This window comes from Candidatus Binatia bacterium, assembly GCA_029248525.1.
Classification (GTDB): Bacteria; Desulfobacterota; Binatia; order UBA12015; family UBA12015; genus UBA12015.
The window spans coordinates 434,092-458,887 of the sequence record JAQWJE010000049.1 but is presented as its reverse complement, the minus strand read 5'-3'; the positions used below and the strand labels follow the sequence as shown (position 1 = coordinate 458,887).

At 59.5% G+C, this 24,796-nt stretch carries 19 protein-coding genes; 10 read left to right on the top strand and 9 right to left on the bottom strand.

The features are described from left to right. Positions 1-29: 29 nt before the first annotated feature. The 4 genes from P8K07_14570 to P8K07_14555 all read right to left on the bottom strand — a co-directional run bounded on the left by P8K07_14570 (position 30) and on the right by P8K07_14555 (position 4,703). Positions 30-1,205, bottom strand: coding sequence for a glycosyltransferase family 4 protein (locus tag P8K07_14570; protein MDG1959744.1), 1,176 nt, complete (start codon positions 1,203-1,205; stop codon positions 30-32). A 210-nt stretch (positions 1,206-1,415) separates the two neighbouring features. Beyond that, complete coding sequence (locus P8K07_14565; protein MDG1959743.1) at positions 1,416-2,297, bottom strand: VOC family protein; 882 nt, start codon at positions 2,295-2,297, stop codon at positions 1,416-1,418. A gap of 33 nt (positions 2,298-2,330) precedes the next feature. Next, positions 2,331-4,013, bottom strand: a complete 1,683-nt coding sequence (locus P8K07_14560) for a class I adenylate-forming enzyme family protein (GenBank protein MDG1959742.1) — start codon at positions 4,011-4,013, stop codon at positions 2,331-2,333. Positions 4,014-4,058: 45 nt separating this feature from the next. After that, entirely contained in the window at positions 4,059-4,703 is a 645-nt protein-coding gene (locus P8K07_14555) for a hypothetical protein (GenBank protein ID MDG1959741.1), read from the bottom strand. 168 nt (positions 4,704-4,871) lie between these two features. Here P8K07_14555 and P8K07_14550 point away from each other — a divergent pair, with 168 nt between their 5' ends. Next, entirely contained in the window at positions 4,872-5,963 is a 1,092-nt protein-coding gene (locus P8K07_14550) for a DUF2855 family protein (protein MDG1959740.1), read from the top strand. A gap of 49 nt (positions 5,964-6,012) precedes the next feature. Here P8K07_14550 and P8K07_14545 read toward each other — a convergent pair whose 3' ends face one another. Further along, positions 6,013-6,489 (bottom strand): hypothetical protein, encoded by a 477-nt coding sequence (locus tag P8K07_14545; protein MDG1959739.1) that lies wholly within the window; start codon positions 6,487-6,489, stop codon positions 6,013-6,015. A gap of 150 nt (positions 6,490-6,639) precedes the next feature. Between P8K07_14545 and P8K07_14540 the strand changes: the two genes are divergently transcribed. Beyond that, positions 6,640-7,092, top strand: a complete 453-nt coding sequence (locus P8K07_14540; protein ID MDG1959738.1) for a hypothetical protein — start codon at positions 6,640-6,642, stop codon at positions 7,090-7,092. Between the two features lie 50 nt (positions 7,093-7,142). Here the strand turns inward: P8K07_14540 and P8K07_14535 are convergent, their stop codons facing one another. Next, the gene (locus P8K07_14535) at positions 7,143-8,312 is read right to left on the bottom strand and encodes a serine hydrolase (GenBank protein ID MDG1959737.1); all 1,170 of its coding nucleotides are present in this window, start codon (positions 8,310-8,312) and stop codon (positions 7,143-7,145) included. Positions 8,313-8,621: 309 nt separating this feature from the next. On the opposite strand from P8K07_14535, the gene P8K07_14530 reads away from it, so the two are divergent. From P8K07_14530 to P8K07_14495, 8 genes are all read left to right on the top strand, one after another. Next, positions 8,622-10,706 (top strand): TonB-dependent receptor, encoded by a 2,085-nt coding sequence (locus tag P8K07_14530; protein ID MDG1959736.1) that lies wholly within the window; start codon positions 8,622-8,624, stop codon positions 10,704-10,706. A 127-nt stretch (positions 10,707-10,833) separates the two neighbouring features. Next, on the top strand, positions 10,834-11,616 hold the full coding sequence (locus P8K07_14525) for an iron-containing redox enzyme family protein (GenBank protein MDG1959735.1): 783 nt from the start codon (positions 10,834-10,836) through the stop codon (positions 11,614-11,616). Continuing rightward, complete coding sequence (locus P8K07_14520) at positions 11,601-12,725, top strand: cyclic nucleotide-binding domain-containing protein (GenBank protein MDG1959734.1); 1,125 nt, start codon at positions 11,601-11,603, stop codon at positions 12,723-12,725. Before P8K07_14525 ends, P8K07_14520 begins: the two co-directional genes overlap by 16 nt. Before the next feature lie 186 nt (positions 12,726-12,911). Continuing rightward, positions 12,912-14,498 carry a hypothetical protein gene (locus tag P8K07_14515; GenBank protein MDG1959733.1) on the top strand — a complete coding sequence of 529 codons (1,587 nt, stop codon included), beginning with the start codon at positions 12,912-12,914 and terminating at the stop codon, positions 14,496-14,498. Between the two features lie 276 nt (positions 14,499-14,774). Further along, positions 14,775-15,872, top strand: a complete 1,098-nt coding sequence (locus tag P8K07_14510; GenBank protein MDG1959732.1) for a hypothetical protein — start codon at positions 14,775-14,777, stop codon at positions 15,870-15,872. Positions 15,873-16,151: 279 nt separating this feature from the next. Beyond that, entirely contained in the window at positions 16,152-16,865 is a 714-nt protein-coding gene (locus P8K07_14505) for an FKBP-type peptidyl-prolyl cis-trans isomerase (GenBank protein MDG1959731.1), read from the top strand. A 29-nt stretch (positions 16,866-16,894) separates the two neighbouring features. Next, on the top strand, positions 16,895-17,473 hold the full coding sequence (miaE, locus tag P8K07_14500) for a tRNA isopentenyl-2-thiomethyl-A-37 hydroxylase MiaE (protein MDG1959730.1): 579 nt from the start codon (positions 16,895-16,897) through the stop codon (positions 17,471-17,473). A gap of 174 nt (positions 17,474-17,647) precedes the next feature. Beyond that, a complete protein-coding gene (locus P8K07_14495) occupies positions 17,648-20,506 on the top strand; it encodes a DUF4215 domain-containing protein (protein MDG1959729.1) in 2,859 nt (952 codons plus the stop codon). Positions 20,507-20,568: 62 nt separating this feature from the next. Here P8K07_14495 and P8K07_14490 read toward each other — a convergent pair whose 3' ends face one another. The 3 genes from P8K07_14490 to P8K07_14480 are packed head-to-tail and all read right to left on the bottom strand — an operon-like array spanning position 20,569 to position 24,778. Next, positions 20,569-22,665: a molybdopterin biosynthesis protein gene (locus P8K07_14490; GenBank protein ID MDG1959728.1), complete on the bottom strand. Its 2,097-nt coding sequence runs from the start codon at positions 22,663-22,665 to the stop codon at positions 20,569-20,571. Beyond that, positions 22,665-23,942 (bottom strand): molybdopterin molybdotransferase MoeA, encoded by a 1,278-nt coding sequence (locus P8K07_14485; GenBank protein MDG1959727.1) that lies wholly within the window; start codon positions 23,940-23,942, stop codon positions 22,665-22,667. The genes P8K07_14490 and P8K07_14485 overlap by 1 nt, the downstream gene beginning before the upstream one ends. Then, complete coding sequence (locus P8K07_14480; protein ID MDG1959726.1) at positions 23,939-24,778, bottom strand: carbon-nitrogen hydrolase family protein; 840 nt, start codon at positions 24,776-24,778, stop codon at positions 23,939-23,941. The genes P8K07_14485 and P8K07_14480 overlap by 4 nt, the downstream gene beginning before the upstream one ends. Positions 24,779-24,796: the final 18 nt, after the last annotated feature.

The following is a 24,796-nucleotide window of genomic DNA, read 5'->3' as shown; positions in this document are numbered from 1 at the left end:
TTGCCCAACCCCCTTCGAGAGCCTCTGGCTCAGGCGGCTTTTCGGGCGCGTAAACCCTTGCGCTGAATCACCGATTCCACGGCATCATGAAGAATTTCATCCATCTGATCCCAGCTATAGGTATCGATAATTCGTTGCCTTGCCTTGCGTCCGGTCGCGCGGGCTTCCTCCGGATGCGTGAGCACGTATTCGATCTTGGACTGCAAGGCTGCGTTATCGTCCGGTGGAACAATATAGCCGCAACCGGACAGAATCTCCGGGAGATCGCACATATCCGAGGAGATCACCGGAATCTCCATCGCCATGGCTTCATAGACCTTGCACGGCACATAGCCCAAAGATTTTGGCTCTCGTCGTGTTTGGGGAAGAGCTACCAGGTCTGCCGTGGACAGAAGTTCCGGCATCAAATCGAAGGGCTGTGGCCCCAGCGCAATCACGTTGCCCGGGGAGAGGTCAATCATCTTCTTTGTATAGGGGTGGCTATCGTCCCGCCCGACGATCACCAGCTTCGCATTGACGCGATCCCCGAGTGCGTTGATGGCGCCGATAGTTTCATCCACACCCTTGTTGGCCATCGGGTTTCCACCAAAAAAGACGATCGTCGCATCTTCGGGAATCCCCCATTTGCGACGAATCTCTTTTTTATCAAAAGCCTTCGGATCAAACTTCTCGATCTCGGGCCCCTGGGGAAGCAGAACGCCCCCGTAACGATCTTCGAGGAAACGACAGCAGACAAGCTTCTCATCCGCGAAACGCGTCAGGTGATCGAGCACGTAGCGATACTTGAAGCTATGGCCATTATCCCAGCCGGGACCGATCAAATTCTTCGAGATCATCAGAGCGCGATCGAGGGGGTTCTCGCGTTTCCAATGGTCGTGCACTTCCCATTCCGGCATATCGAGAATCAATGGCGTGCCTCGCTTGCGACGCAGATTGAGGCCGACCCCGAAACTGGTCATCGAGACACTGTACGCGAGATTGATATCCCCCGTGGCCCGGGCTTCCATTTTTCGCATGCCCTCGCGCATATTCGAAGCCTCGACGACACCCCAGGGGTAATCGGCAAACCAGGGACAGACTTCTTCACCAGGGCGCAGGAAGCCGAGGGTTTCGACCTCGTAATGTCGTTCGAGAAGTTTGGCAAGAATCCATGCCCGTGCGATCCCATTGGTCGAAAGGCCGGGTACGAGAATACTAATTTTCATGAGGAAAGGGCTCCTTGAGGAAGCTGAATTTGAATGAATGGGCATCGGCCCTTCGAGGGAATGTTTTAGAAGGTCCGAAGCATTTTTTATAAGATTCGAGGGTCGCGTTCGTTGAGAACCGTCATAGCAGGACGGGCGACCTCCGGGGAACCTTCGATTTCGCACCCCGAAAACGAGTACAGAGCTATAGGTTGCGCTACCCGGTGCGATTTAACGAACGGCGAGAGCTTCCCCCGCCAACTCCGGGACTTGCCAGAACTGAACCAGGACACCATGGGCCGACCGCGGCGAAATGAAGGCCGTCTTGTACCCGTTCCCGAGATCGGACTCATCCACAATCCGTAAACCATCTGATCGCATCTTCTCGAGGATCGGATCCAATTCCTCGACGTCGATTGAGAGATGATGAAAACCGGGACCGCGTTTATGCAAAAAGGATTTCACAAAACTGGATCCGCTCGCATCGGCAACGAGCTCGAACCGAAACCCCGCCAATTCGAACTGGCTGAGATCGAAGTCGCCGGCATAACCCCGGTGCCGACCACCATCCTTGGTAATCGGGAAATTATCCGTCAGAACGCGCTTTGCCACATCCAGATCGGGCACAGCCGCCGCCATATGATCGAAGAGCATGGCGCCCCCACCCGGCAGTTGGACAATACGATCTCGGGGATCGGCAATCGGCGGCGGATCCTCCGGGGTCTCGACGATCAGAAAGAACATGCCGAACAGGTCGCTTGGCGGGAGTACCAGCGTCCGCCCCTGCTCTGCGAGGAAGGGACCCTCGGTCGGCGCTAGTCCGCCTGCACGAAGGTTCGACTCGAGGAGATCCAGATCCGCACAACGGAAGGATAGATGATGAATGCCCTCGCCACGTTTGTTCAGAAAGTTCTCGATAAAACTGTCGGGACGAGCGCTCTCGAACAAGGCGAGCCTGACATGACCAAGTTGGTAGAATCGGGAACGAGCATCCCCCGATGCCCCCGGCGTCACACCGCCAATCGGTTGGAGGGGCAGATAGCGCGAGAAGAAATCTTCACCCGCGTCCAGGGATCGCAGCGCGATCCCGAAATGATCTACCCACAACGACACCGGCATCAACTCCGCACACAGGGAGCCGGGAGTTCATTCCGCAGCATATTGCTCTCGCAATTCATTTTTCAGTAACTTGCCCGAAGGATTTCTGGGCAAGGGCTCTGTCACGAAGACAATAAATTCCGGCACCTTGAAGCCGGCGAGATGTCGCGCGACATGCGCCTGAATTTCGTCGACTTGCGGAGACATTCCCATGGTGGGTCTGAGGATCGCCATGACGCGCTCCCCCAACTCCGGATCCTTGCGACCAATCACCGCCGCTTCATCAACAGCCGGATGCTCCGCGAGAATATTTTCAATCTCGGCGCAATAAACATTCTCACCACCGCGAAGAATCATGTCCTTGGCTCGATCGACAATGAACAGAAACCCCTCTTCGTCGAGATAACCGAGGTCTCCGGTATGGAGCCAACCATCACGCACCGCCTCGGCCGTGGCCTCTGGTCGGTTCCAATATCCCGGAGTAACGGTCGGCCCTCGGAAGGTAATCTCCCCCAACTCCCCGGCGGGCAAGACCTCGCCCGCTTCGTCCAGAATCCGACAGTCAAGAATCGGCGCGACGCGCCCCGCTGCAGTCTTGCGGCCAAGAAGGTCGCCGCCGGCATTCACGGTGGCGACCCCGTGGGTTTCGGTCAGCCCATAGGCATTGGTCATCGAAGGCTTGATCGGCATGACTTCACGCGCCTTGTCGATGGTTTCGGGCGCGGTTGGCGCGCCACCGAAAGAGACCGTTCGCAAGCTGCTCAAATCGTAGTCCCCGATCCGTTCGTGATGGACGACCCGGTGCAACATGGTCGGGATTGCAGGCCATGCGACAATTTTTTCGTCCTGAATGACCTGCATCACTTTCTCGGGGTCAAACTTTCCCTCCAGAAAAACGATTTTTGACCCAACGGTGAGCTGGGTGCACATGCCCGAATGAAACCCGCCGACATGAAACAGCGGCGAGGACACCAGAGCCGAGGGAGGATTGGCACTGGGGGGCTGCACGGGGGCATCTTTAAGTTGCGCCGCTGCCACCGTGGCGAAGAGAATCTCCGAGACCTGTTGGATCGTGCCCGTATGGGTCGTGATACATCCCTTCGAGCGACCTGTCGTCCCCGACGTATAGAGGATCATGAACGGGTCGGTTTCCGCGATAGGATCTGTGGGAATCGCGGCCGTCGGCACCAGCAAGTCGTCGATCGAAACTGTCCCGGCGGGCGGCTTCTCGCCGATATAGAAAACCTTTTCGAGCTGCGGCAGGCTCGAGAGCAAGCTGGCCACCCGCGGGTAGAGTCTCTCGTCGACCACCAGATAACGCGATCCGGAGTCTTCCAGCGCGTACTCGAGCTCCTCGGTCTGCCACCACCCGTTGAGAGCCACGCCAACACCACCTATGGACGTGGCCCCGAATGCAGCTACCGGCCATTCCGGGCAATTATAGGCCAGAATCGCGAGACGATCGCCTGGCTGAAAATCATGGTCGGCTTTCAAGGCACTTCCGAAACCCCAAATCAGCCGGGCGAATTCGGCGTAACTGATCCGCCGACTTCCCTGAACCAGGGCTGGCTTCTCCCCGTGGGCTGCCGCGTTCGCGATTTTCTCTCGCATCGAACGCTCGCGGTTTTTGAAGCAGCGCAAGGTTTGTCCAGCGAAGTCATGCTCCGCCAATTCAAAGGGGGCACCGGGGCCGGTCAGTTTGGCAAGAACTGCCTCGTAGCTAAGAGCCATGCCGCCACCTATCTCCCCTCGACCCGCTCTCGCAAGCGGAGACGCTCACCGAAGGGGAGAATATGGCAACGGGTGCAGCCGAATGATGCGCTCTCGCGGGGCGATCTCGCGAAGAGGCTCAAAAAACGCATCCGTCATTTCGTTGGACGGCGCAAAGCCCGCTCCGCCGGGGTCTCCTTTCCAAAGATCGATCACACGATCCGGATTCCCGGCCACGTCCGTCCAACAGGCGAGGATCGGCAAGGAGCCCCCTGCCATGCCCAGCAAAGCCTGAAAATCGGCCAATCGGCCCGGGGCGACTTCCAGAATCGCGTAGGAGAAGACCGCGGCTGGCTGCGCTTGGCTTGCCTCGGCTGCTGCCGCGAGCGCTTCGGTCGGGATCGGGCCAAGGTCCTCCAGCAACTCCTCGCGACGCTCGAAGGCCAGATTTCCAAGTTCGGCGAGCCCCTCGCCCAAGGCGCTCGAGGCTGATGCGGCCTCACGGAAGAGCCCGAATCGCTCCAGATTCTCGAAAGCCAGGACGTGCTCGATCTGCGAATACCATTCGTCGTGGGAAAACCATGCGGCGACCAGGGCCCCCCCGCTGGCCGGCAGAGCTGGCAAGAATTTTTCCACAGCCGCAGCGCAAAAAGAATCCCGCGTGCGCGGCGAGGCTGGATGAAGATTGAAAATTTGTCTCAAGTAGATCATGCCGAACGTCACTCTTCCTGGCCGCGAGAATCTCGAACCGCGGACCGCTGCTCCTTGCAGATAGGACCTTCCTCATGCGAGAGCAAGTAACTGGTGTTCGGCGCTGCCCTCAAGCAGAAGCGCCATTTCAATCGCCCCAATTTACACAGGCACAAGAGGAGCGTCACGATGCAAAACAGCGACGGAGTCGACTTTCTGGTTCAAAAACAGGACTGGTCAAAATTCGAGATAACCACCAGCCCCCGCCCCACTCTCGAGGAGGGCGAGATCCTCTTTTCGGTGGATCGCTTCGCGCTGACCGCCAACAATATTTCCTATGCTCTATCCGGCGATATGCTCGGCTATTGGAAGTTCTTTCCCGCCCCCGATGGCATGGGGCGCATTCCCGTCATGGGCTATGGCGATGTCATCGAGTCCAGGCACCCCGAAATCGAAACGGGAACCCGTTGCTTCGGGTTCTTTCCGATGTCGAGGTACCTCCGCATCGAACCGGGTCGGGTATCGGCGACCCAGATCATGGACGGTGCGGCTCACAGATCCGAACTCGCAGCCGCCTACAACCAATACAGCCCGGTCCTGTTCGATGGTCTCTACGACCCCGCCCACGAGGATGCGATGGCACTGCTGCGGGGTCTTTTCCTGACCTCGTTTCTTGCCGACGATGCGCTGGGCGAGACCCACTATGCCGGCGCGAAATCGGTTCTGATCTCCAGTGCCTCGAGCAAAACCTCAATTGCCCTTGCGCACTGCGTCTCTCAGAGAGATGCGGTCGAAACCATCGGACTGACCTCCGCGCGCAACCGCGCATTTGTCGAAAGCCTCGGATGCTACGATCAGGTTCTGACGTACGATGAAATCGAATCGCTGGACGCGTCCAGGCCCGTGGGGTTCGTCGATATGGCCGGTAACGGAAATGTGACCCGCACAATTCACACGCACTGGGGGGATGCTCTGAAGTTCTCGATGGCAATCGGCGCCACCCATTGGGAGGCCGGCGGAGCGAGCGGCGCACTACCCGGGCCCGCTCCCGAGTTTTTCTTCGCCCCGTCCCAGATCGCGAAACGGTCAGCCGAATGGGGGCCCGGCGAATTTCAGAAACGTCTCGGGGACGCGTGGCGTGAATTTCGAAGTTTCAGCGAGTCGTGGCTGCAGGTTCGCCTGCACAGTGGTCCGGGCTCTTTGCCCGACGTCTATCGAGAAGTGCTGGAGGGTCGCAGCGATCCGGCCTCCGGACATATCGTCACCCTCCGGGAGGACTGACAGAGACAGGCCCCTTCGCACAGAGCCATGAGGTGACCTGCGAATCAGCTCAGACGGCCGCTTTGGCGGGAACTTGCCCCTGGAAAATCCCGGTCAGGAGTAGCGGCACCTCGAGGGTCACCCCCAGAAAGGCCCCGAACAGGGCTCCGCCGCGAGCAATGCGTGAGGCGAGGTACTCATCGGGCAGGCCGAGGTAATACAGGGCGATCATGGAACCGGTTGCGATAAAACCGCCCACGGACATGGCGATAAACTGCTTGAGCGTATTTCCCTCCGCTTCAAAGCGGAAAAAAAAGGGCGACGAGAGTTTTTTGTGGATGCCGACCCGACTTCCGGTCGCCACGGCACCGAGATAATGGCCCCATTCGTGGACGATATGCGCACAGAAAAAGAGCATCGCCCCCACGATCCACCCCGAAAAATCAGCCCCGACGCCAGTCCCCGCGGAACGAGCCGCCAAAAGCCACCAAAGGCCCACCGACAAAGCGATAATCACCAGATCCCGGACGAGATAACGCTGCAACATGGAGTTAACCTTACCCTCTGAGCGAGGGTTCGCCAAAAGTATTCCTTACCGCAGCGCGGCATGGTCCCCGGGACGCCCCCAGAAGGCTCGCAAATTTCATCGACGGGTTTCGTCTGGTCAGAATCCCGGATTCGTGCGAGGGTCGCTGGCATGGCGATGCAAAGAAGAGAACTTCTGATTGGTGCGGGCGCGGCAATTGCAACGGCGACGGCAGGACGGGCTCTTGCCTCGGAACATGCGGGGCACGGGAATCATGCCGCCAAAAAAACTAGCCCAACGCCGAGAACCATCGTCTTCGATAATGCGATTGCACTCCGGGCTCTGGGCGAGATGTGTATCGCCTTCTGCCTCGACAACATCCCCGAGGATCCGTCACTTGTCGATTGTGCGCGGACCGCGAAAGAAATGCTCGCGGTCAACGGAGCCATCGAGCAACTGGCGGCGATGGACTCGCCCCGTCTCATGGAGGTCGCCAAGGCCACCGTCAGTGTTTACGACAATTGCCAGAAAATTTGCGAAAAGCACGAAGCGCACCACAAGATCTGCCGACAGTGTGCCAAGCAATGCGCCGAGATGAAGATCGCCATCGCCGCGCTCACCTGAACAAGGGCCGCTCCCGAGGGGAAAAACTTTCGTCAAGGTCCGACCGGACTTCAACTCGGGTTGTCAATCGCGGCTTCGATCGAGGGTAATACCGCGTCGCCGAGGGCAGAGCCCAGACCGATATTGGCCTCGACGATGATCATCGCCCCATAGCCGCGGGGCAGGTCCAGCCAGGGTACGGCACCAAAGGCACCCGGGTCGGTCAACCAACCATCGCGCTCCGTATCCACCCACCAGCCGTATCCATAGCCCGCCCAGAGAGACTCCGTCTTTCCGCCCCACGCCAGATCGATTTGGTTCGCCTGCATCTGCTCGACGGCATTTGCCGACATCACGAAATTTTCCCCGCAGCGCCCCCCTCGAAGCTGCATCAAAAGCAGCTTTCCGTAGTCGCCGGAGGTGGTGTAGAGGCCCGCTTCCATGCTGGGGTTTCGAGTCTGCGGCAAATTGCCCGGATCTCCATCGAACTGCGCGGGATAACTCAGCAGATTCGACAGTGGGTCCCCATCAAACGGGTTGCTGAACCCGGATGCTGTCAGGCCACAGGGCACCTCGTAGATCTCCTCGAAAAGTCGCTCCCAACTCTTCCCGCTGACCGCTTCCGCCACCGCACCAGCAACCTGCCATTGCCCCCCGCCATACCGAAATGCCGTCTGCCGTGGAATCACTTCCGGTGCCGCCTCCGTTGCGGTGAAAATCGACTTTCCGCAATCCAGCAAAGTCCCGGTCGCGCGCCACTGGCACATATAGGGCTCGAAGGTGAGATTGGGCAGGAGGCCGACCAGCCCCGAGCTATTGGAAATCAGATCAGCTGTCGTGACACCGGAGAAGGTACTCTCCCAACCCAGAAAATCCTCCAGTGGTTGCTGCAGGTCCAGCAGCCCGTCATCCGCCAATCGGTTCAGAATGCCTGCCGTGATGACCTTCGAGGACGAGGCTACCAGCGAAATCCGATCCTGATCGAAGGATCCGAAAGCCCGGTGGTGGAGAACCCCCCATTCGCGATGGACGATAATCAGGCTCGCGCCATCGAGGCCTGGAGCTTCCGCAAGAAAATCCTCCACAACGGCATCCGTGACTGCAAAATCAAACGTCGGTGCGGAGGGAGATGAACGACTGCCACCGCAGCCTGCAAGCAACATGAGTATGCCGGCAAGTTGGCCAACCGTCCAAACTTGCTTCAGGAGAGTTTTCCTTGCGTCGATAGATCGGGGGAGCATTTCGAGGTTCCATTCCGGAGTGCTGTCAGAGAGACGCCCGCGGCGAGATATGGGGTTTAATACCAGGCCTGATATGCGGCTCGGGACGAGGTGCATCACACCTCGCCCCGAATTCGAATTCAACACCCGAGCATTCATCCCGACCGCCCGACGGGACTTCAGGACGACCTCCGTCGCCGAGCAGCCAGCACTCGGTGTCAAAAAGCCTCCTGATCCTGCGGTATCCGGATCTCCATCTCGTTGCAATTCCTGCAATAGAATCCCTGGCATACCTTGACTTCCTGATCAGAAAAACCTTGGACCCTATGCATGAACTGGCAACGATGGCTTACGGGAATTCTGTTTTTACTTGCAGGCCCGAGCATGGCATATGCGGCAACTGTTGCCCAAGAGGAAGCGCCAACAAGCACCGGCGAGACCCCTCCGGCCTCCATTGAATCCTTGGTCGTGACGGGCACTCGATCACCGCGGCCACTCCAGAAGAACGCCGCGAGTATCAGTATCGTCGGGCCCGACGCACTGACTCTGGCTCGCCCGGGCGTCTCCCTCGGGGAATCCCTGGCCCGCGTGCCCGGCCTTCTCGTGCAGGAAAGCGGAAACTTTGCGCAGGATGCACGAATCCAGATTCGTGGCTTTGGAACGCGAGCGGCATTCGGAATTCGAGAGATCAAAGTTCTTGTTGACGGACTGCCCGCTACTCTCGCCGACGGCCAAACCCAGATCGACGACCTCGATCTCGCGATGACCGACCGGGTCGAAGTCCTGCGCGGCGCATCCGCTTCCCTTTACGGGAATGCGGCAGGAGGGGTCGTACAAATTTTCACGCGCGAACCTCCGGAAAATCCCGGGGTCACGGCCCGGGTTCTCGGCGGATCCTTCGGGCTGCTGCGAGCATCTGCTCAGGCTGATACTCGTTGGGAGTCCGGCGGCGGTTATCTCGGGGCGACCTGGATGCAGCAGGACGGCTATCGCGATCATGCGCGGACCAGAAGTGCCAACCTGAGCGGCAAGGCGAAATGGGATTTATCCGACACGATTGATCTGACGTTGCTCCTTCAGGCGGTGGATGCGCCGCAGGCGCAGGACCCCGGTGGATTGACGATCGAGGAGGTCGAGGAGGATCGGCGCAGCGCTCGAGAGCGAAATGTTCTGTTGCGGGCAGGCGAAGAGGTCCAGCAAGTCCGGCTGGGTCTGGTCGGTTCGTATCAGGACGGCCCACATAGCGTCGATGGCAATATCAGCCTGCTCTACCGCAGCTTTTTTGCTCGCCTGCCCATCCTTCCCCAATTCGGTGACGGGGTCGTCGGATTCGATCGCATCTCCCCGTCCGGTGGGCTCCAGTACCAATGGAACGGTCCGCTATGGGGGTGGACACAACGCATCACCACCGGTCTCGAGGTGCAACACCAGAACGACGATCGCCGGCGCTGGGCCAACGAGGAGGGGAATCAGGGTGCGCTCGGACTCCATCAAGTCGAGGAGGTTACCGGCATCGGCGTTTTCCTTCGAGAGGACTTTGAAATTCTTCCCGAGGTCGAGCTCACAGGCGGCATTCGCTACGACGCCTTTTTCTATGCGGTCGACGTCCGCTTCCCTGCCGACAGCGGAGACTCGGGCAATCGAACCATGGACCGTTGGAGCCCCTCGGCCGGAATCCTCTGGACGCCGGACAGCGATCTCTCCGTCTTCGCCTCGTTCAGCACCGCTTTTCAGGTCCCAACCACGACAGAATTGGTGAACCCCAATAGGCCGGGCTTCAACGACGAAATCAAACCCCAAACCGCCCAAAGCTGGGAGGTAGGCTCCCGATATGAACACGAATCCCTGACTCTGGGTCTCGCTTTTTTCCTGATCGACCTGCAGGACGAACTGATTCCCTATGAAACCCTGTCGGGAAGAGTGGCGTTTCGAAATGCCGGTCGATCGCAACGCCGGGGAGTCGAACTCGAAGGAAGCGGCAAGCTGCCGATGGGCTTTGGATGGACTCTGGCCGCCGCCGCCCTCGATGCAAAATATATCTCGTATACGACGGATAATGGACAATTCGACGGGAACGCCGAGCCCGGAATCCCGCCCTGGCAGGCGTTCGGGGAACTTTCCTGGCGCGGCGATTCCGGCTTGTATCTGGCCGCCGAGGTCCAGGGGGTGGGAGCCATCCCCGTGGATGACGCAAATCTGGCCAAAAGCCCGGCATACGTCACGCTCGGCCTCCGCATGGCCTGGACAGGGATGATCGGCAAACATTGGCAAGTCCAGCCGTTCGCAGGCGTCCGGAATCTCAATGGTGCAACCTATGATGGAACCCTGCGGATCAACGCCCGCGGAGGACGCTTCTATGAACCGGCCGCGCGCCTGAACTGGTATGCGGGTTTCGAGGCCAGCTGGACCTCCTGAACCGTTTTCGCACCACCAACCAGCCTCCCGATTGTCATATATCTCGACAAATTTACTCGTCATGCTGCATTTGCTATGATCAACACGGTAAGATGTTGTCTTGCACACCCTGAGAATCAGGGTGATCATGACGAAGAACGCGCCGAACGATGTGGGTCGGGCGTATGTGGGGTGGATGATGGGTGGTTTGGGAATTGCTCGCGTCAAGCAAGCTGACCAGCAGAGCAAAGATGAGCAAAAGCCGATGGAGGCGCTCGGCGAAATACGCCTGTCGACCATGGCAAACCTCAAGGGATGTCGGATCGTTTCCGAGGCTTTGGCCGGCAGCCTGAGCAATGAGGACTACGCCAACTACCTGACCAACGTATACCATTATGCCCGTTTCAGCCCCGTTATCATGGCGGCTGCGGCAGCCCGCTGCTGTACGGAGAACGAAGGCCTTGCAACGTATTTGCTGCGGCATTCCCTTGAAGAGCAGGGGCATGAAAAATGGGCTCTCGCAGACCTCGAGAAACTCGGCGTCTCCGGGGAAACCGTCGTCCGGGCGCGCCCCACCCTCGCCTGTGCGGCACTGGTTGGCTACGTCCACGATTTGGCGACGTCCGGAAACCCCGCCGCTATCATGGGTTGGATGTATATCCTCGAGGCTGTCGGGGCGGATATCGGCTCCGAGGTGGGCGCGAAGCTGAGCGAAAACCGAGGGGGCGTATCGGCTCCCGTACAATTTGTAGCGGGGCATGGAGCGGCTGATGCGAGCCATTTCGAGGATATAAGCCGAGCCATCGAGGGTCATATCCAGACTCCTGAAGATCGGAGAGACGTCTGCGAAGCGGCTCGCGTAGTCTCGTATCTGTACACGACAATGTTCCGACAAGTGGGAAACGAGCAGGCCGGATGGGCGTGGTCATAGGTCCAGCGAAGACGCCCCGAGAGATTTCGGAAATCTGCGAACTCCGCTACCGCGTCTACGTCGAGGAGTTGCAAATCCCGACCCCCGAGGCCGATCACGAGTCCCGATCTATCCGGGATGTGATCGAGGAGAACAGCCTCTCCTTCGGTGCCTGGAAAAATGGGGAAGCGATCGGCTCTCTGCGGGTGACCTGCCTTGCCGACCTTCCGGAACCGCAGAAGATTCTATCGCGCCTCCATATGCACCCGGCTCTGGCCGGCTTCGGCATGGACGCCCTCTGCACGACGAGCCGATTCATGCTCGATCCCCGGAATCGCAATGGACGATTGATCTATCCTTTGATGAAGGTCGTGTACGACTATATGCGCCAACGCGAAATCCGGCTGAATTTCGGGGACTGCAGCCCTCACCAGCTCCCCTTTTATCAGCATTTGGGCTTCCGCAATTACGAGAGAGGGTTTGATGATCCGGCTTACGGTTACAAGTTGCCACTCCTCATGCTGCTCGGCGATCGACAGGAACTTTTGCGGCGTCGGACGCCGCTCGCTCGAGCTGCTGCAAACTACCTCGACGACAATGAGGTCATCGCGTGGTTCCACGAAATGTACCCGGGAGCGGGACCGGCGCTAACCGGGACAGAGCTCGGACCCGGCGGCATGAGACCTCGGGTGGAACAGCGGCTGGGCTCCGGGGTCGCGAACAGTTGCGCTATTTTTCGTGGCATGGGAGATCGCGAGATAGACCAGATTCTCGACCAGTCCACAATCTTTCGGATCTGCACCGGCGACCGGGTCGCCAGACGCGGAGAGCCCGCCAAATCAACGTTCCTCCTCGTCGCAGGTGAGGCAACATCGATCCAGGGGGACCGAAAATTTCCCGTTCAGCCCGGCGATCATTTTGGACAGAATGGATCGTTTGAAAAGTACCGCCATTCGGAAACCGTCATTGCCGATATGCCGTGCGTTGCTGTGGCGATTCCCGCGGAAGTTTTCGGAAAAATGCGTCGCCAGGCACCTGCTGCAGCCGCCCGACTGGAGAAAAATCTCGGACAGCCACTGACCGCTCAGCGAAAGCGAGAAAATCTCTTTGCTGCCGGCACCGGAGCCTGAGCGCTGGGCTCGGAGGAAAGCAGAGGCTCCGCCCGAGCGTTTCGCCTGAGGGCCGGGGTACGCCCCTTTTCGATCGGGCTGCTTACCGCATGTCTGTTTTTTCTCCTGGCCCGGCTGGCGACTCTCCTGTCGCAAAATACGCTCTGGTCGGAAATCTCGTTCGCCGCCAGCTTCGCGGCCCTCTTCGTGATCGGATCCCTGCTTGACTGGCGGCGCCTGACGGGCTCATCCAAACGACTGCTATTCGGCGCGATCGCAGCAACTCTCAGCCTGCCTCTCCTCTGGCTCTTTCTTGGATGGGTGCTCCCCCGAGCCGCGCCCTATCTCCCGAAACTCGATAGCTGGCCCAGCACCCTGCTCTGGATCTTCGGCGTTCATACCCTCCTCCTGCTGCCGGTGGCGCCCCTTCTGGGGGCGACCCTTTCCCGGACCAGACGAGAGGCCGAATCCAGCGGGCCCGTTTTCGCAGGTTTTCTTGTCGGCGCTCTGGCCGCGATGCCTTGGCTGCAAGCAGCCTTTGCCTGGCAATTTGGGACTCTCCAAATCTTTCCGGCGACAGCCGCCATTGCGTTGGCCATCGAGACAACCCTTCCCCCACGCAAGCGCACGCTGATTTTCCTCCTGCTTTGCGTCGGGCTCAGCGCCTTATGGCCCCGCTCGCTGCTCAGCGGGAGCCTGCAAGATCGATTCGGTACGCTTCTCGCGCTCGCGGACGAGGCGCCCGGGATAGCGATGGTCACCGATGATGCCAATCGGGGACGGCTCCTGCGCGGACCCGACGGCCGCGCGATATACGCGGAAGCTCTGGCGCAAGAGGATCGATTTTTGGCCCATCTGCCATTGATCCTCCAAGGCCAGCCAAAGCGAATGCTCTTTCTCGGCCGAGGCAGCGGCCAACCAATCGCCGCCGCGGGCACGCATTCGGATCTCGAAATCTTCGTTCGCGACCGACTCGGCGAACCCGCCCATTTGACGAGTTGGTTTACCGACAAGTCGGCGGCGCCAATCACGCCCCGGACAGAGACCGCAGCGGCATGCTCTCCCGTCTCGGGAGGCCCTTTCGACGTCATTCTCCTCCAACCGCCGATGGTCACCTCGCAAGCCTTTGCCGCGTGTCTCTCGCAATCGTTTCTCGACTCGATCGCTGAAGCTCTGGCTCCCGACGGGCTCTACGCCGTGAAAATTGATCCGGGGACCCTACCCGTCGAGGAATTGGCTCTGGTTATGTCGGAGCTGACAACGGAGTTCCTCGACGTGACGATCTGGGCCGGCCAGCCAGCCTCGCGATGGATCGCCATTGCCAGTAAACAGCCACAGAGCGTGACCCTCGCTTCCTTGCGCGCGTTTTGGCGGAACCCGAAAACCGGTGCGAGTCTGCGCGCCGCCGGGCGCCCGACGCCATTTCACCTTCTTGCCGACTTCCTGATGCCACGAACGAAAGTGCAGAAATTCACCGAAACCTTCCGGAAAAAGGGGACCAGCGCCGCGGAGCTTCCCGCACGAACCGCGCAAAAACCCAGCAGCCATTTCGGCTTCGCTGCGGCAACATCTGACGACTGGACGGTCGCCGTCCTCGGCGGAGAGGCGATTCTTCCGGAAGCTTTTGGAAGAATCTTTGCGCAAATTGAGCGCGCCGAGACCTGGCGCGAACCAAGATTATCAATTCTCGACCAGCCATCTGCGGCCGGACTCTCCGGAGCGGAGATCGAGGAGATTATCCGGAATTTGCGCTCGCCCCCCATCGAGCAAGGGAGGACGGGACGAGCCGATTAGAGAAAATTTCAGCTTATGGAGACAGCTGTGAAAAAAAAATCTGCTTGCGGCCGCTCGATCTTTGTTTGCGACAGCGATTGCAAAACCGTTGTGAAAACAATTGCTTGAAGGATAGCCCCGACGAAAAACCGGCCAAATTCGAGAGAATTTTGCCCAGATCGTCGGCAATAGAAAAAATAGACTTTCCCGCAGCCCTGCCGATAGGGAATCTTGTGGGCTCTTAAACCTGCGTCGCAGGTATCACTGTTCAAGTATGTTCCCCGGAGGTTCCGTAAAATGAAAAAACCCGTCGTCATTATTCCCTCGATCCGCACGATCGAGGCCGACCGCATCGCCGCGATTCCCGAGGATGTCGATATTTTTGTCGTCGATGACTCGGACGGCAATATCAAGAAATCTCGCGACAAAATGACGGTCTTCACCTACGACGACCAGCGGGAAGTCATGGGTAAGGATTATGATCTAATCCCCCACAAGACTGCGGCGTGCCGCAACTTCGCGTTCTATTACGTCTACAAACACACCGACCATGACGTCGTGATTACTCTCGACGATGATGTGTTTTGCCCACCCAATTTTATGGACGCGTACTCCTGTGTCGGCACAGAAGGCACCTGGCCCAACGTGGAGGTCGATGGCTGGTACAACACCATCTCCTTCCTCAATGAGTTCGGCGACGATGGGCGCACCATCTATCCGCGCGGCTTCCCATATTGGCTCCGTCATCCCCTCGAAGAGAAATTCACTGAAGTCTCCGGACGCATGACCTGCATCATGGGGCTTTGGAAAAACGTTCTCGACTATGACGGACTGGATAAATATCTGTTCGAGGATTATCGCTCGCTGCGAAACGATGTGAAGCTTGTCGAGCCGCTCCTCACAGTCGGAACGCCAAAGGTTCCCACCAAGTTCTCTTTCTGTGCAATGAACTTCGCTTTCCATCGCGACATGTTGCCGGCAGCCTACCAGATGCCCATGGATCGAGAGATTGCCAAGGGCTATCCGATCTGGAGATTTGACGATATCTGGGCCGGTTATGTGATCGAAGCGCTGGTGCATAAGCGCGGCGGCCAGGACCTGATTGCAGTTGGCGAGCCCGTCGGTACTCACCTCAAAGAAGGCGATCTTCTCAAGGAAGTTCACGGCGAGCATTACGGTCACCTGATGTCACCCTACTTCTACGGCATGATCGATGCGGGAGTGGACGCGGCGCAGCCCGGAACCTATGCGGCCATGTATCAGGACGTATTCGGCTTCCTGGTGAACAATTTCACCAAGGTGGCTGATGATCTTCTCTGCCCGCCGATGTACCGTGAATATTTTCTGGAAACCTTCCAGAGACTGCATCGCTGGTCCGAACTTTTCGATCGCTAGCATTTTCCGGAAGCTGCTTGCGGCCATAGCCCAAGAGGCAGGACACCAGCTTCCAAAAAGAACCGAGGAGGGCCGGAGCGATGACCGCTCCGGCCCTTTTCCTTTTGCGGCAACCTCCTGATTTTGGAAAAGCCCATGAAAATGGGCTTTTCCGTCCTGGTTTGGCCGCGCGATTTGCGGCCGCAAACGTGTTTGGGCAAGTCTTGAAGATCTCGCGGGGATTCCCGTCAAAAAAACATCGTTCAACCAACTGTCCCGAAAAGGAATCGAGAAAAGCATATGATGAAGTTTATCCTCACCACAGCCATGGCATTCGCCCTGATCGTCAGCCCCACGTTTTCATCCGCGGAAGAAGCCGCTCCGGCTGACGACAATCAGAAGACGTTTTACGCTTTGGGCTTTTTGATGAGTGGCAATTTGAAAGCTTTCGATTTGACCCCCGCAGAACTCAAATTCGTGCAGGAGGGCCTAGCCGATGGCGCCAGCGGGAAGGAGCCCGCCGTGGATCCCAATGCGTTCCGTGACCAGTTGCGAACAATTTCGCAGGAGCGCAGCACCGCGCGTGCCGCAAAGGAGAAGGACGCCGGGAAGGCGTATCTTGCCAAAGCCGCAAAAGCACCCGGCGCCGAGACAACAGATTCCGGGTTGATCTTCACCAGCGTCGAGGCCGGGACGGGAGCTCAGCCTGCCGCCACCGACCGCGTCAAGGTTCACTACACCGGGAAACTTCTCGACGGAACCGTATTTGACAGCTCGGTCGAGAGAGGGACTCCGGCAACCTTCCCTCTCAACGGCGTGATTCCTTGCTGGACCGAGGGTGTGCAGAAGATGAAGGCTGGGGGCAAAGCGACGCTGGTCTGTCCCTCGGATATTGCTTATGGCGACCGTGGCGCGCCGCCCAGCATTCAGCCCGGAGCGACGCTGATCTTCGATGTCGAGCTGATCGAAATTGTCGCGCCGGAGAAGGTGGTGACTCCCGATCCCACCAAGTAAGATGTCGGCATGAAAGCCGACACGACACGATGCTGAATCTGGCATCCGCAACCGATCGCGCCTGGGTCGACCGGGCCTCTCTCCAAATGGAAGAGGTTCTGGTCGACCACGCGCATTGCGAAAAGAAGGCGGCCTCGACCGCCATCAGGCTGCTCTTTCGCTACCCTCATCTGGAACCGCTGCAAATTCCTCTCGCACGTCTGGCGCGCGAAGAACTCGCTCATTTCGAGACAGTTCTGGGCCATCTATCTCGTCTCGGCATGACTTTTCAGAGGCAAAAAGCGAGCCCTTACGCCGGGGAATTACTGGCCGCCGTCCGCACCCGCGAGCCGGATCGGCTCCTCGACACCCTGCTCTGTCTCGCCTTGATCGAGGCACGAAGCTGCGAGCGCATGAAATTGCTCGCCGATCATCTCGACGACCCGGAGTTGCGAGATCTTTATCGTGGCCTCCTGGCCAGCGAGGCCCGACATCACAGATCTTATGTGACTCTGGCTGAGGAAATCGCCGGAGATCACGACGTTTCCGAACGACTCCGCACTTTGGCAGAGCATGAGGCTGAGGTGCTTTCCCGGATGCCGAAGCACTTGCCCCGGATGCATACCTGAGCACATAGCACCCTCTACAGGGCTGCGAATTAAAGCCTTGTGCTTTTTTTGGAACCCATGATAATTTCAGGGTTGGCTTGGCTTGTGGCCCCGGACAGAAACTTGAATCAGGCAAACCAGATCCGGTTGGATCGCACACAAAATCCCCAAAATTTATCCCTGGGAGGGGTTCCCTTGAAATCATTTGCTCAAATTTGCCTTCTTTCTCTATTTGTCCTGCTGCCACGAACCGGCTTGGCCACGGAAGCCAGCGAACTGTGCACGGGGAACCCCTGTACAATCAGCAGCGCCGTCACCATCGATGCCGGCTCCGTTCTGGAATTTGGCGCAGAGACCGACCTGGTCTTCGCGGCTTCGGCCAAAGTCACGATCGAGTCTCTGCCTGATCCGGTCCTCCGGCGCATCACCTTCAAAGCCGGAACGATTACGATGCGCAGCGGTGCTGAAATTGACGGCAATGGGGCGCAATCTCGTGTCGACCTGGAGGCCCTCGCGGGAGACATCTCCCTTGAGGTCGGGAGTATCATTGACGTCCGTGACAATTACGCGGGCTCGATCTACATCAAGGCTCTGGAAACTCCCGGCAGCGCCGTGACCGCAGCCGGCGAGCTGCGCTCCTCCGCCACCGGCGCCGATGCGCAGGGAGGGGTGATTTCAATCGATGCCTCCGGGCCGATCACACTATCCGGCGAGATGATTCTCAATGCCTCTGGCGCGGACTCCGCAGGCGGAGACTTCTCCGCATATGCGGGCGGCGACCTCGTTGTGAGTAGCGAGATCACCACACAAGGCGGCGCATACGGCGGCGGACCGATCTTCTTCAGCAGCACGGGCGGGAACATCATTTTCAACGGAGAGATCGAGGCCTCCGGCGGCGGTCCTGACGGCGAAGCCGGTTCCATCGACTTTTCCGCTCCCGCAGGCTTTGTCGATATTTCCGGGATCATGAACGGCAAGGGCGGGGCTGGTGCCGACGAAAATTGCGGGGACGGCTCACCACTCACGATTGAATCGGGCGGAGATATCGATCTACGCTCCGAGCTACGATTCCAGGGCGGCACCCAGTGCTTTGGCGGTGAAGTCGATATCACTACCAGCGGCAGTGTCACCATGCATCCCGGCAGTTCACTCTCCCTGCGCGCTGGCGGCAGCTACGGAAGTGGCGGTGGCATCTCCATCGCAGCGACCGGAAACAGCATCATCCGGGATGCCGATCTGACCTCCCCGGGAGGTGGCGGATTTGTGGAAATTTTCTCGGGTGGAGGCACAGAGATCCTTGGAGAGCTCGATGCCGAAGGCACTGGGCGCGATGGCCTCGGCGGTATGGTCCTTCTCTCCGGCTGTTCCGTCAATGTGGCGGCAGGCGCCGAGATCGATACCCGGGCCGGCTTTGTCTACCAAGGACTTGGCGTCAACGAGATCCGGGCCCGGGGAGCCATCACGATTGCCGGCACCATGCTGGCCTCGTATGCAAATGTTTTGATCTACGACACCGTGGAACCGACCATCACCGGCAATATCAGCGCCGACAACGGCTCGGATCCGATAATTACACCCGTCTCCGACCCCTCTCTCGATGGGGCGCAGCCGCCGGTCGTGCTCCCGGAATGCGCGAGTGCGTGTGGCGACGGCACGACCGATGAGGGCGAGGTTTGCGACGATGGCAACATCCGGAACTGTGACGGTTGCAGTTCCGACTGTAGTCGAATCGACGATCTCTGCGGCGATGGTATTCTTGAATGCAACGAATCCTGCGACGATGGGAATCTCGACAATGATGATGGCTGCGAAGACACGTGTCAGCCAACCGGCGTAGACGGGATTCGCATCCCCGGGACCAAGGCCCGCAACGGCTGCCTGGTCCAGTGGGACCTCGTCACAGCGGACCCGGCACTGGATCGCAACGGCAACCCCGATAACGAACAGTCGTGTACCGACGGGGATCCCATTTGCGATCAGGATGGCGTGATCAACAATTCCTGTGCCTGGGAGGTCAGTGCCTGCCTCGGTGTCAATAATCCCGAGAAACCGCTCTGCGACGCAGAGCCCATTGTCTTTGCCAAGTTGCGTAAGCCGCGAGTCGGCTTCGGCCGGGATCCCGTCGACCTGAGCAATGCCGCTGTGGTCGCGTCAGCACTCACCGGTCTGGGTGGGACCGTGAAATCCGGAACGACCACTTTGCAGAATGGACCCAATCTGCCCGAGGACGGCCTCTGCACGAATTCGTTCGAGTTCGTAGTCCCGGTTGGCGGTCGCTCCCTGGCGGCCAAACCGCTGAGTGTAGGTGCCCGGGATGCCGGCGGCCGCTCGGTGGTCGGCAACAAGATCAATCTCGCCTGTCTGCGAAATGATGCTGTATGCGGCAACGGCGCGTTCGAGATTGGCGAACGTTGCGATGATGGTAATCTCGACTCCTGCGATGGTTGTTCCAATACCTGCAACGTCGAGGTTTGCGGCAACGGTACCCTCGAGTGCGGGGAGCAATGCGATGACGGCGACCTGAACGGCACCGAGAGCAGTCGCTGTAACCTCACTTGCGAGATCGCACCCACCGACCTGAGAATCCCCGGCGGTGGCTCGAGCAAAACTGACTGCGCTGCCGAATGGGTCGTGGAAACCGGACCCGGTGGGGTCCCCATCGCGCGGAATGGGCTCCCCAGACCTATCGCTATCTGCGCTCAGGGCGATGCAACCTGCGACTTTGATCTTGCCGCGCCGGGTTGCCAGTTCCGGCTCTGGGGCTGCTTCGGTGGTGCCGATGAGCGCATCAGCTGCCCCGCACAAGCGGTCAGCGAGATCGATCTCAAACGTCCGGCCGCACGTTCCCGAAAGGCGATCGATCTGGCCGCGAGAGCCAGCTTGCTCGAGGGACTCAACGACGGCACGCTGCTGAACACCAGCGAAGAAAGCTGCACGAAGGCGATGCTGGTGGATGTCCCACGCGGATCAAAACTGGTGATCGCATCCAAAGTCTCCGTAGCGGGTTCCAAGAAGCGGGACGGAGACCGTCTCAAGCTGCAGTGCCTGAAGTAGCAAGCACCACAAGGTAGCTCCGGATCCGGAGCAAGCCCCGCACTGTAGCTCCGGATCCGGAGCTACAGTGCGGTCAGTTTCTTCTCGGTCCCCGTACTGGAGGTCTGATAACCGGGTACCGCGCCGATCTCGCGACGAAGATCTTCGCTCCGCAACACTTCGCAGAGAGCCTCGCCCACCGGCGATGCCGCGAAGTCCTCTCGCAAGACCAGATCATAATCCTCCTGGTCGACCGGAATGAAGTCCAGGCCCAAAGCGACAGCAGCTGAGCGGACTCCTAATCCGACATCCACAAGGCCACTGGAAACAGCCACCGCAGCCGCAGTATGCGTAAAGACTTCGTGGTCGTAGCCGTCGATTTCATCCGGATCGATGCCGGCGCGATCCAAATGAAAATCGAGTAGAACACGCGTACCAGCACCCCTCTGGCGATTCACGAAACGGACGTCCGTCGTTGCCAGATCCGCAATGCCGGACAACTCTCGCGGATTGCCTCTGGGCACCAGCAAGCCCTGCTCCCGCACGGCGAGGGTAAGGATCCGCACCGGCACCTCGGGAATCAGTCTTTCGATATCGGGCAGATTGTAAACTCCGGTCTCCGGGTCGAGGAGATGTGTCGCCGCCATATGAGCTTCCCCGCGCCCCAGAGCGAGCAATCCCGCGAGGCTGCCGACCGAGCTGGTCGCCAACTTTCCGGCGGGGAAATTCTTTTTGAAGACATTCTCCAGAACACCCAGCATCGGGTCATGGCTGCCCGTGACCAGAACGGTCCCCTCAACCTCCGCGCGAGGGCGTAACAATTCGATCTCGACCTCTTCCCCCGCATTGATCCCCTCGACCAGAGGGGATACGCGCAAAAAACCGTCCGCCTTGACCATGGTGGTAATCGCGCCAGCACCCCGCGGCAGAGGGCTGACCAGCAAGCGCCCACCCACCCGGCCGAGCGTCACTCGAATGAACTCCTCCTGTCCGAGACGCGAGGGCAATTTACGAGGTGCGATCGCCGCAAGCGTCACCCGATCCGCGATTGCTGTGCCGAGGAGATGCGCCAACAAGGGCTCCAACAGCTCTCGACAAATGATCGCCGAAGAAACTGGATAGCCAGGCATCCCCAGAGCAATCCGCGTCCCCATTTGCGGACGGCCTGCCGGCGGATCGAGACTCGCGACAATGGCAGGCTTTCCAGGCATCACATCGACCCCGTGTGCCAGCAGAGAGCCCATGCCGGCGAGTGTGGACGCCGTAAAATCGTGCTCACCTGCTGACGAACCCGCGATGACGCAAACCACATCGGCTTCTTCGAGGGCTGCAAGTAATCGCTGCCGCAATTTTTCCGGATCATCGACCACCGGCGGCAGCCTGACCGGATCTCCCCCCCATTCATCGACAAAGGCTGCGATCATCCGGGAATTGAACTCGACAACGCGACCTGGTTCGAGACTATCGCCAGGCTGGATCAGCTCGGTTCCCGTCGGCAAGATCGCAACGCGTGGGCGCGGGCGCACCGCAACTTCCTGGCGACCTGCGGCGAGCAAGGCAGCTACATCAAACGGTCGAATTCGATGTCCCCGAGGAAGCAGCGGTTCGCTCGCCACCACATCCTCCCCCACCAGGCGGACATGCTGCCAGGGAGTGCTCGACGTCCGCACATGAATCTGTTCCCAATCCGTACCGCTCACCGGCTCCGAACCTGTGGTCTCCGGATGCTGGTGGTTCGGTTCCTCGTCGGGCCCGCAACAACCATCATCGACGCCCACGGCGGTCTCGGTGGTTGGCAACATCGGACGGCCATCCGCCGGGGCCTCTCCGGAGAACACTCTCTCGATCATGACGACTGCATTGGCCCAGGTCGGCAGGGCGTTGCCCGTGTCGACGTACGAGAAAGGATGATCGACAGATTCCGGGTCGCCTCGTTCAAAGGTAACCGCTCGCCCTTCGCTTGCGCCGAAACTATCTTCCGCGCGAATCGCAATGCCGTCCATGGCAGCGCCGTGATAATGCGGCACCGATTGCGCGGCATATACGGCATCCGCGGTTATCCGGCCCAGAGACCCCTCGACCCCAACCACCTCGTGCGTGGATAGAGGGCTCGCGCTGGCCAACATATCGGCCCGAGCCTCCTGCAGTGGCTTTTTGTTCAAATAGCGCTTTCTCGACATCAGATCCCCCCTGCGAACAGGATCACATCCACTTCGCTGCCAGCTTCCAGGCCCTCGCGATGCAGATCCACGACAACGTACCCGTCGGCGTATACCAGAGAAAAAATGGCCGCCGATTTACCGGGCAATGGCTCGGCCACCATCCCTTGCGGGCCTTCCACGACGCGGACGCGAACGTAATCTTCGCGACCCGGTGCCGAATCGATATTCCGCCCCAATTTCGCCCGGGTACGGTTCTGCGGCGCAAAGGCGAGCGCGGGCGCCTCGCCCGAGAGGATCCGCACCAACGGGCCTCCGAAGACGGCAAAAATCACCAACGCACTCACAGGATGGCCGGGCAAACCGACAATCGCCTTTCGTTCCGATCCGTTTCCGGTCATCGCCAGAATGGTCGGCTTCCCCGGGGCGACCGAGATACCATGGAAAAGAAGTTCCGTCTCCGGGACTCCGGCAATGACATCGAGAGTCATATCCTTGACGCCCACCGAGCTGCCGCCCGAAACAAATACCGTATCCGCACTCGCCAGAGCACGCGCCAGAACGCTCGCGAACGCCTCCGGGTCGTCCTTGCAGATCCCGAAGTCCAGGACCTCTGCCCCGGCCGCCTCGGCCATCGCGCGCAGGGAGATCTGATTGATATTCCGGACCTGGCCCGGTGCTGGCTCGGTTCGAGGATCCACGATTTCGTCGCCAGTGCCGATCAAGGCCAATCGGGGGCGTCGAACCACCGAAACCTCGAGGATGCCCACCCCGGTCAATGCGCCCAGATCATGGGGGCGAAGACGCCTCCCCGCCGGCAAAATCTCTGCGCCGGCTGCGATATCCTCACCGATACGGATCACATGCTCCCAGGGCGACACGCTCCGACTGACCTCGACCTGCCCCCCCGCCACTTCTTCCGTGTACTCGATCATGACCACAGAATCGGCGCCTTCCGGGAGCATGCCCCCGGTAGCAATCCTCATCGCGCAACCGCGCGGCAATGGTTCTTTGGGTGCCTGACCCATCTCGACCACACCCGAAAGCTTCAAATACGCAGGCAGGGAGTCCGACGCACCAAAAGTGTCCCGGGCCCGCACCGCATAACCATCCATATGGGCGCGATCGAATGTCGGCAGGTCGCCGGGAACCAGCAGGGCCGCGGCCAGAACGCGGCCACTCGCAGATTCTACCGGAACAAACTCGGAACCGAGCGAGTTGATCCGACCGATCGCCTCCCGCGCCTCCGCCGGGGGGACCACCCGAAAAAAAGGTTTGATTTTCTCGTTGTTTCTCATAGCGAAATCCGACGGTGCTGCAGACACGGAAGTTGCTGGCGAACCGCCCGACCCAACGACCGGTCCAGAACCGCCATGGCCAACCCTTCACCCTCGGCGCGAAGGTCCAGAATCGATCCCCAGGGGTCGATCAGCGCGGAATGCCCCCAAACCTCTGTTCCGGAAGTCACCGGACCGACTTGAGCCGCAGCCAACATCCAGCATTGATTTTCAATCGCACGGGCGCGAAGAAGGACCTCCCAATGTGCCGGGCCCGTATGCGCTGTAAAGGCCGCAGGGGTGACGAGAATTTCCGCGCCCTCGCGCACCAGCTCTCGGTAGAGTTCCGGAAATCGCAGATCATAGCAGATCGAGAGACCGATCTTGCCCACCGGCGTCGAAACACAAACGGGTTGGTGACCCGCCTGGAACCTTGCTGATTCTTTTTCAACCGGCCCCCCGGGCACTTCAAGATCGAAGAGATGCATCTTTCGGTAGACCCCCAACCGCGCGCCATCGGGACCAAGAACCACCATGGTATTGAAGGGAAGAGCGTCGGCCGTCCCGGCAGCTTCCAGAATCGAGCCCGCGACCAGGGTCACCCGCATTTCGGCAGCCACCTCGCTGAGCAACTCGACGGTGCGACCCTCGAGAGACTCGGCAGCGGCAGCCATCTGTGCCGTTGCGCCTCTCCAGGAGAAGAGCTCGGGCAGGACGACGAGACGCACGCCTTGATCAGCGGCTTTACGCACCAGGTCAAATGCCGTGCGCAGGTTTCTCTCCTTGTCCGATCCCACGCGCATCTGCACGCAAGCCGCCAGAACGGAATCCTCGCCAACCGGGGCCTTCGAAGTCACCCTTTCGGGCTACCGACC

Coding starts and splice junctions, on each gene's coding strand:
- P8K07_14560 (MDG1959742.1), bottom strand. CDS start 4,013: ATGGCTCTTAGCTACGAGGCAGTTCTTGCCAAACTGACCGGCCCCGGT.
- P8K07_14540 (MDG1959738.1), top strand. CDS start 6,640: ATGGCGATGCAAAGAAGAGAACTTCTGATTGGTGCGGGCGCGGCAATT.
- P8K07_14530 (MDG1959736.1), top strand. CDS start 8,622: ATGAACTGGCAACGATGGCTTACGGGAATTCTGTTTTTACTTGCAGGC.
- P8K07_14510 (MDG1959732.1), top strand. CDS start 14,775: ATGAAAAAACCCGTCGTCATTATTCCCTCGATCCGCACGATCGAGGCC.
- P8K07_14535 (MDG1959737.1), bottom strand. CDS start 8,312: ATGCTCCCCCGATCTATCGACGCAAGGAAAACTCTCCTGAAGCAAGTT.
- P8K07_14520 (MDG1959734.1), top strand. CDS start 11,601: ATGGGCGTGGTCATAGGTCCAGCGAAGACGCCCCGAGAGATTTCGGAA.
- P8K07_14525 (MDG1959735.1), top strand. CDS start 10,834: ATGACGAAGAACGCGCCGAACGATGTGGGTCGGGCGTATGTGGGGTGG.
- P8K07_14505 (MDG1959731.1), top strand. CDS start 16,152: ATGATGAAGTTTATCCTCACCACAGCCATGGCATTCGCCCTGATCGTC.
- P8K07_14570 (MDG1959744.1), bottom strand. CDS start 1,205: ATGAAAATTAGTATTCTCGTACCCGGCCTTTCGACCAATGGGATCGCA.
- P8K07_14545 (MDG1959739.1), bottom strand. CDS start 6,489: ATGTTGCAGCGTTATCTCGTCCGGGATCTGGTGATTATCGCTTTGTCG.
- P8K07_14490 (MDG1959728.1), bottom strand. CDS start 22,665: ATGTCGAGAAAGCGCTATTTGAACAAAAAGCCACTGCAGGAGGCTCGG.
- miaE (MDG1959730.1), top strand. CDS start 16,895: ATGCTGAATCTGGCATCCGCAACCGATCGCGCCTGGGTCGACCGGGCC.
- P8K07_14485 (MDG1959727.1), bottom strand. CDS start 23,942: ATGAGAAACAACGAGAAAATCAAACCTTTTTTTCGGGTGGTCCCCCCG.
- P8K07_14555 (MDG1959741.1), bottom strand. CDS start 4,703: ATGATCTACTTGAGACAAATTTTCAATCTTCATCCAGCCTCGCCGCGC.
- P8K07_14550 (MDG1959740.1), top strand. CDS start 4,872: ATGCAAAACAGCGACGGAGTCGACTTTCTGGTTCAAAAACAGGACTGG.